10 protein-coding genes and 1 other RNA gene are annotated in these 13,196 nt (G+C 63.5%); 6 read left to right on the forward strand and 5 right to left on the reverse strand.

The window, feature by feature from the left end:
• Positions 1-63: 63 nt before the first annotated feature.
• From GB880_RS11170 to GB880_RS11180, 3 genes are all read left to right on the forward strand, one after another.
• On the forward strand, positions 64-2,601 hold the full coding sequence (locus GB880_RS11170) for a penicillin-binding protein 1A (protein WP_154493559.1): 2,538 nt from the start codon (positions 64-66) through the stop codon (positions 2,599-2,601).
• A 74-nt stretch (positions 2,602-2,675) separates the two neighbouring features.
• Entirely contained in the window at positions 2,676-3,803 is a 1,128-nt protein-coding gene (gene prfB / locus GB880_RS11175) for a peptide chain release factor 2 (protein ID WP_154493560.1), read from the forward strand.
• Positions 3,804-3,914: 111 nt separating this feature from the next.
• Positions 3,915-4,973, forward strand: coding sequence for a patatin-like phospholipase family protein (locus GB880_RS11180; protein WP_154493561.1), 1,059 nt, complete (start codon positions 3,915-3,917; stop codon positions 4,971-4,973).
• A 1-nt stretch (position 4,974) separates the two neighbouring features.
• On the opposite strand, the gene GB880_RS11185 is transcribed toward GB880_RS11180, so the two are convergent.
• The 4 genes from GB880_RS11185 to GB880_RS11200 form a co-directional block, all read right to left on the reverse strand.
• Positions 4,975-5,895, reverse strand: a complete 921-nt coding sequence (locus tag GB880_RS11185; protein ID WP_154493562.1) for a pseudouridine-5'-phosphate glycosidase — start codon at positions 5,893-5,895, stop codon at positions 4,975-4,977.
• Positions 5,892-6,788: a PfkB family carbohydrate kinase gene (locus GB880_RS11190; protein WP_154493563.1), complete on the reverse strand. Its 897-nt coding sequence runs from the start codon at positions 6,786-6,788 to the stop codon at positions 5,892-5,894. Before GB880_RS11190 ends, GB880_RS11185 begins: the two co-directional genes overlap by 4 nt.
• A gap of 141 nt (positions 6,789-6,929) precedes the next feature.
• An RNA gene (gene ffs, locus GB880_RS11195) (signal recognition particle sRNA small type) lies at positions 6,930-7,026 on the reverse strand.
• Positions 7,027-7,081: 55 nt separating this feature from the next.
• On the reverse strand, positions 7,082-8,857 hold the full coding sequence (locus tag GB880_RS11200) for a bifunctional 2',3'-cyclic-nucleotide 2'-phosphodiesterase/3'-nucleotidase (RefSeq protein ID WP_229774386.1): 1,776 nt from the start codon (positions 8,855-8,857) through the stop codon (positions 7,082-7,084).
• A gap of 236 nt (positions 8,858-9,093) precedes the next feature.
• Between GB880_RS11200 and GB880_RS11205 the strand changes: the two genes are divergently transcribed.
• Positions 9,094-9,555, forward strand: a complete 462-nt coding sequence (locus GB880_RS11205) for an SRPBCC family protein (RefSeq protein ID WP_154493565.1) — start codon at positions 9,094-9,096, stop codon at positions 9,553-9,555.
• A 14-nt stretch (positions 9,556-9,569) separates the two neighbouring features.
• Here the strand turns inward: GB880_RS11205 and GB880_RS11210 are convergent, their stop codons facing one another.
• A complete protein-coding gene (locus GB880_RS11210; RefSeq protein ID WP_154493566.1) occupies positions 9,570-10,463 on the reverse strand; it encodes a prephenate dehydratase in 894 nt (297 codons plus the stop codon).
• A gap of 152 nt (positions 10,464-10,615) precedes the next feature.
• Here GB880_RS11210 and GB880_RS11215 point away from each other — a divergent pair, with 152 nt between their 5' ends.
• Entirely contained in the window at positions 10,616-11,140 is a 525-nt protein-coding gene (locus tag GB880_RS11215) for a c-type cytochrome (RefSeq protein ID WP_154493567.1), read from the forward strand.
• A 153-nt stretch (positions 11,141-11,293) separates the two neighbouring features.
• Positions 11,294-13,162: an extracellular solute-binding protein gene (locus GB880_RS11220; protein ID WP_154493568.1), complete on the forward strand. Its 1,869-nt coding sequence runs from the start codon at positions 11,294-11,296 to the stop codon at positions 13,160-13,162.
• Positions 13,163-13,196 lie beyond the last annotated feature (34 nt).

Below are 13,196 nucleotides of genomic sequence, written 5' to 3' on the forward strand. Positions count from 1 at the left end.
GCTTTGACGGGGGCGCCGGTGCTGGCTATAGAGGCCCGCAGGTATACCCGAAGGCCCTGCCCATTGCTGCGTTTCGTCCTGTCCTTTCTTGGCGCGATCTTCGCCTGGTTCGTCACTGCCCTGGTGTTCGTGGCACTGACCGTCGGCGGGGTGTTGTGGATGTATTCGCGCGACCTGCCCAGCCACGAACAGCTGGCGCAATACGCGCCCAAGACCATCAGCCGCGTCTATTCCGGCGAAGGTCGCATCATCGACGAATTTGCCCAGGAACGCCGCATCTTCGTGCCGATCGACGAAATTCCGCCGCTGGTCAAGGAAGCCTTCATCAGTGCCGAGGACAAGAATTTCTATCACCACCACGGCTTTGATCCGCGCGGCATGGTGGGCGCGCTGGTGCAGGCGGTGAAATCGCGCGGGCAGAACGTTCGCGGCGCCTCGACCATCACCCAGCAGGTGATGAAGAACTTTCTGCTTTCCAGCGACCGCAGCGTCGAGCGCAAGATAAAGGAACTGATCCTGGCCACGCGGCTGGAATCGACGCTGAGCAAGGACCAGATCTTGGAACTTTACCTCAACGAGATCTTCCTGGGTCAGAACAGTTTCGGCGTCGCGGCGGCGGCGCAGACCTATTTCAACAAGCCGTTGACCGAACTTGCCCCGCACGAGGCCGCGACGCTTGCCGCCATGCCGCAGGCCCCTGGCCGCTATCATCCGGTGCGCGCCAAGGAGCGCGTCACCGAACGGCGCAACTATGTGCTGCGCGAGATGTGGCAGAACGGCTATATCGACCAGGCCACCTACGAATCCGAATCCCGCCTGCCGCTGCGCTCGGTGCAGAACGGCGATTTTCCCGCCTTTCAGGACCAGTTGCCGCCGCGCGACTATTTCAGCGACGAAATCCGGCGCCAACTGTCCGCCCAGTTCGGCGAGGACGAGTTCTTTGGCGGCGGGCTGTCGATCCGCGCCACCGTCGATCCGGGCTTGCAGCAGGTGGCGGCCCATGCCCTGCAAAAGGCGCTGGAACAATATGACCGTGGCCGTGGCGTCTGGCGCGGCACCCGCGTGAAGATCGCCTCGGAAAGATTGTCCAGCGAACAGGATTGGCGTGCCGCCCTGGCCGAGGCCGAGGTGCCGCGTGACATCGCCGGCTGGTTTCCGGCCGTGGTTCTGTCTCTGGGCGCTTCGGATGCGACCATCGGTATCGAGGGCCAGCCTGGCACCGCCGAAATTCCTGCCAAGGATGTGCAATGGGCGCGCAAGCGCATGGCGGATGGCAAGCTGGGCCCAAAGGCGCGGGTGGCGGCCGATCTGCTTGAGGTTGGCGATGTCGTTCTGGTGCGCAAGATGGTCAGCGACAGCGACGGCAGCTTCATCCGGTGGACCCTGCGCCAGGTGCCCGAAATCGAGGGCGGTTTCATGGCCATGGACGTGAACACCGGCCGCGTCATCGCCATGCAGGGCGGTTTCAGCTATCAAAGTTCGGTTTTCAACCGCGCCACGCAGGCGATGCGGCAGCCGGGCTCCAGCTTCAAGCCCTTTGTCTATGCGGCGGCGCTGGACTCGGGCTTCAACCCGGCCACCATCGTGGTGGATGAACCGATCACGGTGAATACCCCCCAAGGTCTGTGGACGCCCAAGAACGCCAGCGGCAAGTTCTATGGTCCCACGCCGATGCGCACGGGCATCGAGCAATCCCGCAACCTGATGACCATTCGCATCGCCCAGGACATCGGGATGGATACGGTCGCCAAATACGCCGAGAAGTTCGGTGTTTACGACAAGATGGGGCATTTCCTGGCCAACTCGCTGGGGGCGCAGGAAACCACATTGTTCAAGATGGTTGCGGCCTATGCAATGTTTGCCAATGGCGGCGAAAGGGTCGAGCCCACGCTGGTTGATCGCGTTCAGGACCGTCGTGGCCGCACGATCTATCGTCACGACCGGCGTGATTGCGTGACCTGCGCTCAATCGACGCTGCCGGCGGGAGTCGCCCCCGAAATCCGCTCGAACCGGGAACGGGTGATGGATGCGATCACCGCCTATCAGCTGACATCGATGATGGAGGGCGTGGTCAAGCGCGGCTCGGGTCGCGGCGTAAAGCTGCCGGTGCCGGTGGCGGGCAAGACCGGCACCACCAACGACGCCAAGGACGTGTGGTTCATCGGCTTTACCTCGAACATCGTCGCCGGCTGTTACCTGGGCTACGATCAGCCGCGCACGCTGGGGGCCAATGCCTATGGCGGCACCCTGTGCGTGCCGGTGTTCAACGAATTCATGAAAGAGGCGGTGAAGAAATTCGGCGGCTCGGCCTTCAAGGTGCCGCCGGGCGGGCATTTCGTGAACATCGACCGCTTCACCGGCGCCATCCTTGGCCCGAACGCCAAGGGCGACAATGTGATCGCCGAATATTTCCGCGACGGCCAGCAGGCCACCGGCATCGCCATGATCGACGGCGGTTTCGAGCGCGCCGATCCGGCGACGCTGCCCTTGTTCAATCAGCCCCGCGACAGCGGGCGGGCCGTCACCACCTCGACCGGGCAGAAAAAGGTGATCCCGAAAAAGGCCGATTTCGGCACCCTGTCCTCGGGCGGGCTTTACTAGGCGCGCTTGCCGATCCCGGCGCTGCGCGCTATCAGTCTGGCCCTGATCCACATCTGTGCAAGCCGAGAGTCCCCATGCGCGCCGAAACTCAAGCCACCATCGAGGCGATCCGCAAGTCGCTGAAGCTTCTGGGCCAGCGCATGGATTGGGAAACCGCCCCCCACCGGCTCGAGGAGATCAACGCCATGATCGAGGCGGGCGACATCTGGTCAGACCCGGCCCGGGCGCAAAAGCTGATGCGGGATCGCCAGATGTTGGCCGATGCCATCGACACCTATCGCCGCATTGAATCCGAATTGCGCGACAATGCGGAACTGATCGAACTGGGCGAGGCCGAGGGCGACGCCGAGGTGGTCAGCGATGCCGAAGCCGCGCTGCGGGCGCTGGCGGAACTTGCCGCGCAGAAGGAGCTCGAGGCGCTGCTGAACGGCGAGGCCGACGGCAATGACACCTTCCTGGAAATCAACGCCGGCGCCGGCGGCACCGAAAGCGCCGACTGGGCATCGATGCTGGCGCGCATGTATGTCCGCTGGGCCGAAAAGAAGGGCTATACGGTCGAGCTGCAATCCGAAACACCGGGCGAAGAGGCCGGCATCCGCTCGGCGGCCTACAAGATTTCAGGCCCCAATGCCTATGGCTGGCTGAAGTCGGAATCGGGCGTGCATCGGCTGGTGCGCATCTCGCCCTATGACTCGGCGGCGCGGCGGCATACCTCGTTCAGTTCGGTCTGGGTCTATCCGGTGGTCGATGACAATATCGAGATCGTCATTCCCGACAACGAAATCCGCATCGATACCTATCGTTCGTCGGGGGCCGGGGGCCAGCACGTCAACACCACCGATTCCGCCGTGCGCATCACCCACCTGCCCACTGGCATCGTGGTGACCAGTTCGGAAAAATCCCAGCACCAGAACCGCGCCAACGCCATGGCCGCGCTGAAGGCGCGCCTGTATCAGATGGAACTGGACAAGCGGAATGCCGAGATAAATGCCCAGCACGCCGCCAAGGGCGAGGCGGGATGGGGCAACCAGATCCGTTCCTATGTCCTGCACCCCTATCAGATGGTCAAGGATCTGCGGACCGGGCATGAAACCTCGGACACGCAGGGCGTGCTGGATGGGGATCTGGATGCCTTCATGGCGGCAACTCTGGCCATGGATGTGGCGGGCAAATCCCGCGCCGAGGCGCAGGCCGAGGATTGATGCGTCGCCGGCTGTGGCCGGGTTGCATCCTTGCAGGCCATGCTGCCCTGCGACGGCTTGCCTTGACGGCCGGCGTGACTAGCCTGTCGGCGGCTGTAGAACGGGGGAGCCATGGGCGTGAAACGCATAAATCTGGCACTTCAGGGCGGGGGCGCGCATGGCGCCTTTGCCTGGGGTGTGCTCGACCGGCTGCTGGATGAAACCGACATCGAGATTCGCGCGATCAGCGGCACCTCGGCCGGGGCGCTGAACGGGGCGGCGCTGGCGGCGGGACTGGCCTGTGGGCCGGGCCGGCGCGGGCGTCAGGCAGCACGCGAAAACCTGGCCTATCTGTGGTCGCAGGTCGGCCAGATCAGCGACAACAGCGTGGTGCGCTGGCTTTATTCGATGTTTCCGGTGCCTCGCGGCTGGCAGCGCCTGACCGAAATCCTTTCTCCGGTCGCCTGGCTTGAATCCTTTACCAGAGTGTTCAGCCCCTATGACAGCGGGCCGTTCTATACCAACCCGTTGCGCGGCATCCTGTGCGACATGCCCCATCCGCGCCTGGGCCGTCCCGAGGGGCCGTCGCTGTTCGTGACCGCGACCAATGTGCGCACCGGTCTGGTGCGCATCTTTGGCGAAACCGAAGTGACGGTCGATGCGATCCTGGCCTCGGCCTGCCTGCCGGAACTGTTCCGCGCGGTGGAAATCGACGACCCGCTGACCGGCCGGCGCGAGGCCTATTGGGACGGCGGCTATTCGGGCAATCCGGCGCTGTTCCCGCTGTATCGTCCCGATCTGCCGCGCGACATCGTGATCGTGAACATCAATCCGATGCAGCGCGAAATCGTGCCGCGCACCCCGGCGGCGATTCAGGATCGCGTGAACGAGATCAGTTTCAACGCCGCCCTGCTGGCCGAGCTGCGTGCCATCAATTTCGTCAAGCGTCTGTTTGCCGAGGAGCGGCTGACCGGGCGCCCGATGAAGAACGTGCTGCTGCATTCGATCATGGACGATGATCTGATGAACTCGCTCAGCGCCAGCACCAAGCTGATCCCCAAACCCGGATTGCTGCAACGCATGCATGACGCGGGCGCGGCGGCGGCTGACCGTTTCATCGCCGAACACGCCGACAAGCTGGGAGAGCGCGATTCCTACGACCTGTCGAAGCTCTTCGGCCCACGCCGCTAGCCTATCCCGTGCGACACATGGCGGCGGCGATGCGCGCGGCAAGGCGCGCGTTCGACAGCACCAGCGCCACATTCGCCGCCAGTGACCGGCCGTCGGTCAGTTCATGGATGCGTTGCAAAAGAAACGGGGTTACTGCCTTGGCAGCGATCTGCTGCGCCTCGGCCTCGGAAAGGGCCTGCTCGATGATCGGCAGCATGGTGGCGCGGGGAATTTCTGCCTCGGCCGGAATCGGGTTCACCACCAGCTGACCGCCGCCCATGCCCAGCGCTTGCCGCAACTGCGCGGCCCGGGCAATTTGGCCCGGGTCGTCCATGCGCAAGGGTGCAGGCAGACCCGATTCGCGCGACCAGAAGGCCGGCAGCTGATCCTGCCCGCAGGCGATCACCGGCACCCCCAGGGTTTCCAGCACCTCAAGCGTCTTGGGCAGGTCAAGGATTGCCTTGGCTCCGGCGGCGACCACCGTCACCGGCGTGCGGGCAAGTTCATGCAGATCGGCGGAAATGTCGAAACTGCGCTCGGCCCCGCGATGGACACCGCCGATTCCCCCGGTGGCAAAGACCCCGATCCCTGCCAGATGGGCGCAGATCATCGTTGCCGCGACCGTGGTGGTGCCTGTCGCGCCCAGCGCCAGACATGCTGGCAGATCGGCGCGCGACAGTTTCATGACCCGGTCGCGCGGGGTGGCTGCCAGCGCTGAAAGGGTCGTTTCATCAAGGCCAACGCGGATACGACCATTCATCACGGCGATCGTCGCAGGTTCCGCCGCTTCTTCCCGGACAGCCTGTTCGATCTGTCGGGCTATCTGCAGGTTCTGCGGATAGGGCATGCCATGGGTGATGATCGTCGATTCCAGCGCGACCACCGGTTTTCCGGCGGCAAGTGCGGCGCTGACCGATGGCGACAGATCGATCAATGGGTTCATGTCAACTCCGCCCCTGCGACATGGTTCGCGGCGGCGCGGCTGGCATCGGCCAGAGCCTCGGCCCGGGGGGCGCCGGCCAGTTCTGCCGCCAGATGCGCTGCCAGAAACACGTCGCCGGCCCCGGTAACCCGGCGAATGGGAGCGGCTTCGGGCTGCTGAACCAGGGTTGCATCGTTACGCAACGCATCGGCGACAAGATTGGCCCCGTCGGTGACCAGCGCCCGCTGCGCCCCCAGCGCCACGACCGCCTCGGCCGCACGCGCGGCGCTGCGAAAGCTGCGGCCGGTCAGCGCCTCGGCCTCGGCGAGGTTCAGATGAAATGTTGTGGTCCCCCCGGTCAGCAAGGGCCATAGCCGTGCGGCCTTGTCCGGGCTGGCCGCCACTGCCCGCAAGGACGCCCGTCCAAAGGCCGGGTCGCGGGCAATCACGGAAATCGTGGACTGGTTCAGATTGCCGTCGACCACCATCGTCCCGACAAACGGATCCTGGGCGCTGCCCAGCCGCCCGTCGCGCAATGGCGACAGGATCGCCGCGCCTGCCGCCTCGAGGCCGCGCGTGTCGGCAATCGCGGCAAAAAGCCCATTCGGGCTTTCGATGGCAAGATACATGTCGGGGTTCTGGCCGCCTTCGCGCCACACCCAGCCGATGTCGACCCCCTTCCTTTCGACGGCGCGCAACAGCAGTTCGCCCGGTGCATTGCGCCCGACCGCCGAGAGGATGGCCGGACGCAGCCCAAGCCGCGCCAGCGCAGTCGCCACATTCAGCGCCACGCCGCCGGGTTCACGGGAAATCCGGCCTGGCACATCGTTCCCTTCCTCAAGCCGGGCGACGCTGTAACCGATGACATCCCATAGCATGGCGCCGATGCAGATGATGGTCGTCGTCCTGTGCATCAAGAAACCTGAAACAAATCCAAAATCATACTATCAGGCAGCGACCGGGGCCGCGTGCCGCAGTTGCAAGGATTGGTCAAGCAGTAGCAGAAGGCAAGACGGCTTTGCCCTGTTGGTTAGCATGACGATGCGGGCAAGCACGGTGAGAGGCTGGACAGCGACCCAGACGGGGCTCGTTACGGCTGCTTCCTTCCGGACCTGACCGGGTTGGCGAGGCGCCTGCCCGCGCCAACCTCTCGGCGCCTAGATAGGGCGACAGGCGTCGGGATGCAAGGCCCGGCAGAAGCCTGCCGTCAAAGATGCAGGCGCAGCTGCAGAAAGCCGTTTTCGTCCATCCCGGCCGGCTCGAGCCGGCGCCGGTCGCTTTCCAGATGGGGCAGGACGCCGGGACCGGTGGGGAACAGGACAGAAGTTCCCGGCATCGGCGCAAAGCTCCAGCCGATGTCGGGCGATGGGGCGATCTTGCGCCGGCGCGCCACATAACGGCGCAGAACTTCGCGTGTGCGGGTGGTGCTGTCCAGCAGCACCGGTCGATCCGCGATCAGCGGTGCGAACAGACCGTGTCGGGACAATCGATAGCTGTTGGTGACAAGGATGAATGGCTGATCGGCACGTAACGGCGCGCCCCTGAACGCCAGATGCCGCACACGACGCGCCTTTTCGTCACGCAACCGACCATCTGGCTGGTATCGGGCAGGGGCACTCAGATCGATCTGCCATGTCACCCCATCGACGATGTCGAAATTGTAGGTCGGGAAATCAGGATCGATCAGCGGTTGATCCGGCTGACCGGGGCAAACGGTCAAGAACAGGCTGGCCGCCCGTTCGAGCCATTCGCGAACCTCGTTTCCGGTCAATTGCAGCGCACACAGCCGATTTGGAAACATGTAGAGATCGGCGATGCTGCGCAGCGTCAATCGCCCCGCCGGCACGTCGGTATAGTGATCTGGACCGCTGCGGCCCCCGGCACGAAACGGCGCGGCAGCCGAAAGGATCGGCATGTCCTGCCAGCGTGTGCCGCGAAGCGCGCGGCGCGCATGCCAGCGCTGCGCCATGGTGACAAGGCGAAGGGCGGGGTCATTGCCGATCAGCGAAAGATAGCTGCTGAGCGGTCTTTCCGTTCGTCCGATGCGTCGGCGCAGGTGGCGCAGTGTATGGCGATGGGCGTCAAGCACCGGTGCGGCCACCAACGGATGCCCTGTCGGGGCCGTCACCGGATGCGCGCGGCAGGCAAAACCTGCGACGGTCCAGCGATCCCCCTGGCTGTGCAATTGCAGATCGATCACGCCCAGATGCGAGCCCCAGAATCCGGGCATGACCGCCGGCTTGCCCGCCAGCGATCCTCTCGTCGGGTCGATAAGGGGACCGGCAGGATGGCTTGCCGAAGGAAAGACCCGATGCGTATGCCCGGCGACGATCGCATCTATGCCGGGCAGTTGGGCAAGTGCCGTAGCCGCATTTTCGGCCATCGGCCCCGGATCGGCCGCACCGATACCGCTATGGGCCAGCGCAATGATCAGATCGGCGCCCTGTGCCTTGAGTGCAGCAATGCCGGTTCGGGCCGCTGTCACGATGTCCTGGACTGCAATCTGTTGACGCAATGCGGGTTCCCATTCGACCGTCTGCGGCGGCAGAAACCCCAGGACCCCCACCCGCAAGCGCCGCAGTGCTCCGGCATGGTCGCGAAAGTCGCGGTGCAACAGGGCCTGGCTGCATACCGGCAGCGGCCGATGCAGGCGCAGGTTGCTGGCCACCACCGGAAAACGCGCCCCTCGCAAGCTGCGATTGAGGAAGTCCAGACCAAAATTGAAATCGTGGTTGCCCAGGGTGATCGCGTCATAGCGCAAGGCGTTCATGGCCAGAACCGCCGGATGCGGACGTTGTGCCATGAGCTTGCCCTGTTCTGCCAGGACATCGCCCATTGGGTTGCCCTGAAGGCAATCGCCATTGTCGAACAGCAGGTTGTTCGGCTGTTGGGCGCGCATCTCCTCGATCACCACGGCGGCGCGCGACAAGCCAATGCCCCCCGCTGGACGATCGGCAAAATAATCATATGCCAGAATGTGCATATGCAAGTCGGTCGTCGCCAGGATCCGCAGATCAAGACGTTGGTCGGGGGACTGCAAGGGCCTGTGGTTCGGGGCGTTCATATCCATGGCATGGGAAAAATAGAGAAAATTTGCAACTATGGATTGCGAAACCATCGATATCGCCACAAGCATGATGCCTGAATGTGACCGGTTGCATGGCCAGCCCGGTCATGAAATGACAGCGTGCAACAGCAGCCATCCGAACTGGACCGCCGATGAAGTTCTCGACCCGTCAGGACACCGACCTTTCCGCCGAGCAACTGTTTCAGGCCATAAGCTCCATGGATGCGATCGAACGATTGCTGACACAGCGGGGCGCATCGGTTCGGCGTCTGGCAGATGGAAACTCCCGTGGCCTTGGACGGCGCTGGCAGATCGGTTTCGACTGGCGTGGCAAGGCACGCGACATCACCGTCGAGGTTACCGAGGTGACGGTGCCGCAAACCGTTGTTATGCGAGGCCAGTCAGAACAGTTCGATGTCACCATCCGCATGACGGTGATAGGCTTGGGCTCCGGCAAGTCGCGGCTGATCTTTGAAACGGAACTGTTGCCGCGCAACATGAAGGCCCGGCTGCTGCTACAGACCGCAAAACTGGGCAAGCCCAAGCTGGATGCCAGATTTGCCGAACGCATCGCCGGTTTCGTCAACCGGCTTTGTGCGGTCGGCGGCGTCTGAGCGGCAGGACCGTTCTAGCCTGCGGTCCCGATCTGGGCGCCTTGCTGCGCGGCACGCAACGGGTCCGCCGGATATACGCCCAGGATCGAGAGGCTCGAAGTGAAATACCGCAGTTCCTCCAGGGCTCTGGCGACATTCGCATCCTCGGGGTGCCCTTCGATGTCGGCATAGAACTGGGTGGCGGTGAAGATTCCATCCACCATATAGCTTTCAAGCTTTGTCATGTTGACGCCGTTGGTGGCGAATCCGCCCATGGCCTTGTATAGCGCCGCCGGCAGGTTGCGCACCCGAAAGACAAATGTCGTCATCATCTTGTCCTCGCCCATGGCGTTGCGGCGGCGCGAAAAGTCAGGCTCACGCGCCATGATCAGAAAGCGTGTGGTGTTGTTCTGCCGGTCCTCGATCCCCGAGGCCAGAACGTCGAGCCCATAGATTTCCCCGGCAAGCGGTGCGGCCAGTGCCGCCAGCGCCTTGTCGCCACGCTGGGCCACCTGCATGGCCGAGCCGGCGGTATCGGGCCCCACCAGCCCGCGGATGTCGTGACGGCGCAGGAAGCCGCGGCACTGCCCCAGCAGGACCGGGTGGCTCATCGCCTGACGGATGTCGTCCAGCCTGGCGCCGGGCACTGCCAGCAAGGCGATACGGACCCGCACGAAACCTTCGTCGATGATGTGCAGGCCGCTTTCCGGCAGGAGGTGGTGGATGTCTGCCACCCGTCCATAGGTCGAGTTTTCGACCGGCAGCATGGCCAGTTCGGCGCGGCCGCTGTGAACGGCGTCGATCGTGTCCTCGAAGGTGCGGCAGGGCAGGGGCTCCATGTCCGGGCGATAGCTGCGACAGGCCTGGTGGCTGTAGGCACCCGGTTCGCCCTGAAAGGCGATGACCTTGCGGGACGGATCATGGTTCATCTTGTGGCCCCTTTCTGCGGCGGCGCGGCGCGTGTCGGCACGGTAACGCAGCCGGAATTGTGTAGCGGGGCAAAGAACTATACCTTGAACCGAACAAACAAAAGCGGATAGATACCGCCAAATCCACGGACAGACCCAAGGGACCCGCAGATATGTTCGACACCATGACCATCACCAAGGCTGCCGGGGCGCTGATCGGCTCGCTTCTGTTCCTTTTGCTGATGAATTGGGCAGCTTCGGGCATCTTTCACGTCGGGCCGGCGGGCCATGGCGATGAAGAGCACGCGCAGGCCTATACAATTCCGGTCGAAGAGGCTGCGGGCGGTGGTGAGGAAACTGCCGATGCCGGCCCCGATTTCGCCACGGTGATGGCATCGGCCGATGCCGCAGCGGGCGAAAAGGTCTATGGCAAGTGCAAGGCCTGCCACAAGCTGGACGGCACCGATGGCACCGGTCCGCATCTGAACGGGGTCGTCGGTCGTGCGGTCGCAAGCGTGGGCGGGTTCAACTACTCTGACGGGATGAAGGCCCACGGCGGGGACTGGACGCCCGAGGCCTTGCAGGAATTCCTGACCAATCCCAAGGCGGTCGTGAAGGGCACGAAAATGGCTTTCGCCGGTCTGCCCAAGGTCGAGGATCGTGCCAACCTGATCGCCTACCTGGCAACGCAGAAGTAAAGACAACACCTTGCGAATCAAGGGGCCGCCACGGGCGGCCCTTTTGCGTTTCAGGATCACGCATTTGCTTGTTGAACCGGCGGCACGGGCTGCTAGCCTTGCACAACGGCAGGAACCCGAACCGGCCGGACACCCAAGGATCAGCAAGACGCGATGACGATTTCCTTTCTGCGACACGCCCCGTTGGCCGTTCTTCTGGCGCTTTCCCCCCTTGTCGCGCAGGCGCAGGAAACGCAGGCGCAGAAACCCGCGACCATCGTTTCGCATGGCATAGCCACCTTCGGCGCGCCGGAACTGCCGGCCGATTATCCGCATCTGCGCTATGTGAACCCCGATGCCCCCAAGGGCGGCGAGATTTCGCAATGGGCGATCGGCGGCTTTGACAGCTACAATCCCTTTACCCATCGCGGCCGTGCCGGCGCCATGTCGGTGATGATGCTGGAACGTCTGATGGAGGATCCGGCCGACGAGCGGGGATCATCCTATTGCCTGCTGTGCGAGACCATCGAATATCCCGAAAGCCGCGATTGGGTGATCTTTCATCTGCGTCCCGAGGCCAGGTTTTCCGATGGCACGCCGCTGACCGCGCATGATGTGCTGTTTTCCTTTGAACTGCTGCGCGACAAGGGGCTGTCATCCTATCGCACCGGCATCGCCAAGATGGTGGCCAAGGCGCAGGTGATCGACGAACATACCATCAAGTTCATCTTCCAGCCCGGCTATCCGCGCCGCGATGTCATCCAGCAGGTCGGCAGCCAGATCGTGTTTTCGCGCGAGGATTTTCGCAAGAACCGCCGCGACATCGAACAGTCCAGTACCGTGCCCTTCCTGGGTTCGGGGCCCTATGTGTTCGACAGTGCGGAAATGGGGCGCTCGATCACGCTGCGCCGCAACCCGGATTACTGGGGCAAGGATCTGCCCATCAATCGCGGCCGGCACAATTTCGACAAGGTGCGGGTCGAGTATTTCGGCGATTACGATGCCGCATTCGAGGCCTTCAAGGCCGGGGTCTATACCTTCCGAAACGAGGTGTCGTCGATCCATTGGGCGACGCGCTATGACTTCCCGGCGGTGAAGTCGGGTGCCGTTCGCCAGGAGATGCTGCCGCGCGGCGATCTGGCCAGCGGCCAAAGCTGGATCTTCAACCTGCGCCGGCCGATCTGGCAGGACATCCGGGTGCGCCAGGCCATCGGGTTGATGTTCAATTTCGAGTGGTCGAACGAAACCTTGTTCTACGGGCTGAACACGCGCGTCAATTCCTTCTGGGATAACAGCGATCTGGCCGCGACGGGAAAACCTTCGCCCGGCGAACTGGCGCTGCTGGAACCGTTGGCCAGGCATTTGCCGGACGGAATCCTGACCGAGGACGCGGTGATGCAGCCGGTATCGGGCAAGACGCAGCTTGATCGGGCCAATCTGCGTGCGGCCTCGCAACTGCTGGATCAGGCCGGGTGGAAACCCGGTCCCGACGGCATGCGCGTCAACGAAAAGGGGCAGCGGCTGAAGCTGGAGATCCTGAACGACAACCAAAGCTTCGACCGCATCATCAACCCCTTTGTCCAGAACCTGCGCGCGCTGGGGGTCGACGCGGTCAATGCCCGCGTTGATGACGCAGAAATGACGAACCGCACCCGCAGCCATGATTTCGACATGATCACCACCAGTTTCAATCTGGGTTTCTATATTGGCGGCGGGACCGAGCAGGTGTTCGGGTCGGAAAATGTCGGCGATGTGTTCAACCCCATGGGCCTGGCCAATCCCGCCATCGACGCGCTGATCCAGAAGGGGATCGAGGCGACAACCCAGGAACAGATGGATACCACCATCCACGCGCTGGACCGCAGCCTGCGGGCGCTGCGGTTCTGGGTGCCGCAGTGGTACAAGGCAGATTACACGCTGGCCTACTACGACATGTATGCCCACCCCCAGAACATGCCCCCCTATGCGCTGGGTGAACTTGATTTCTGGTGGTTTGACGCGGATAAGGCAGAAAAACTGAAACAATCCGGCGCGCTGCGCTAGGGCCGGGGGCCTTTGCGCAGACCCAACGGGGCAA

The organism is Paracoccus sp. SMMA_5_TC, from assembly GCF_009696685.2.
Classification (GTDB): Bacteria; Pseudomonadota; Alphaproteobacteria; order Rhodobacterales; family Rhodobacteraceae; genus Paracoccus.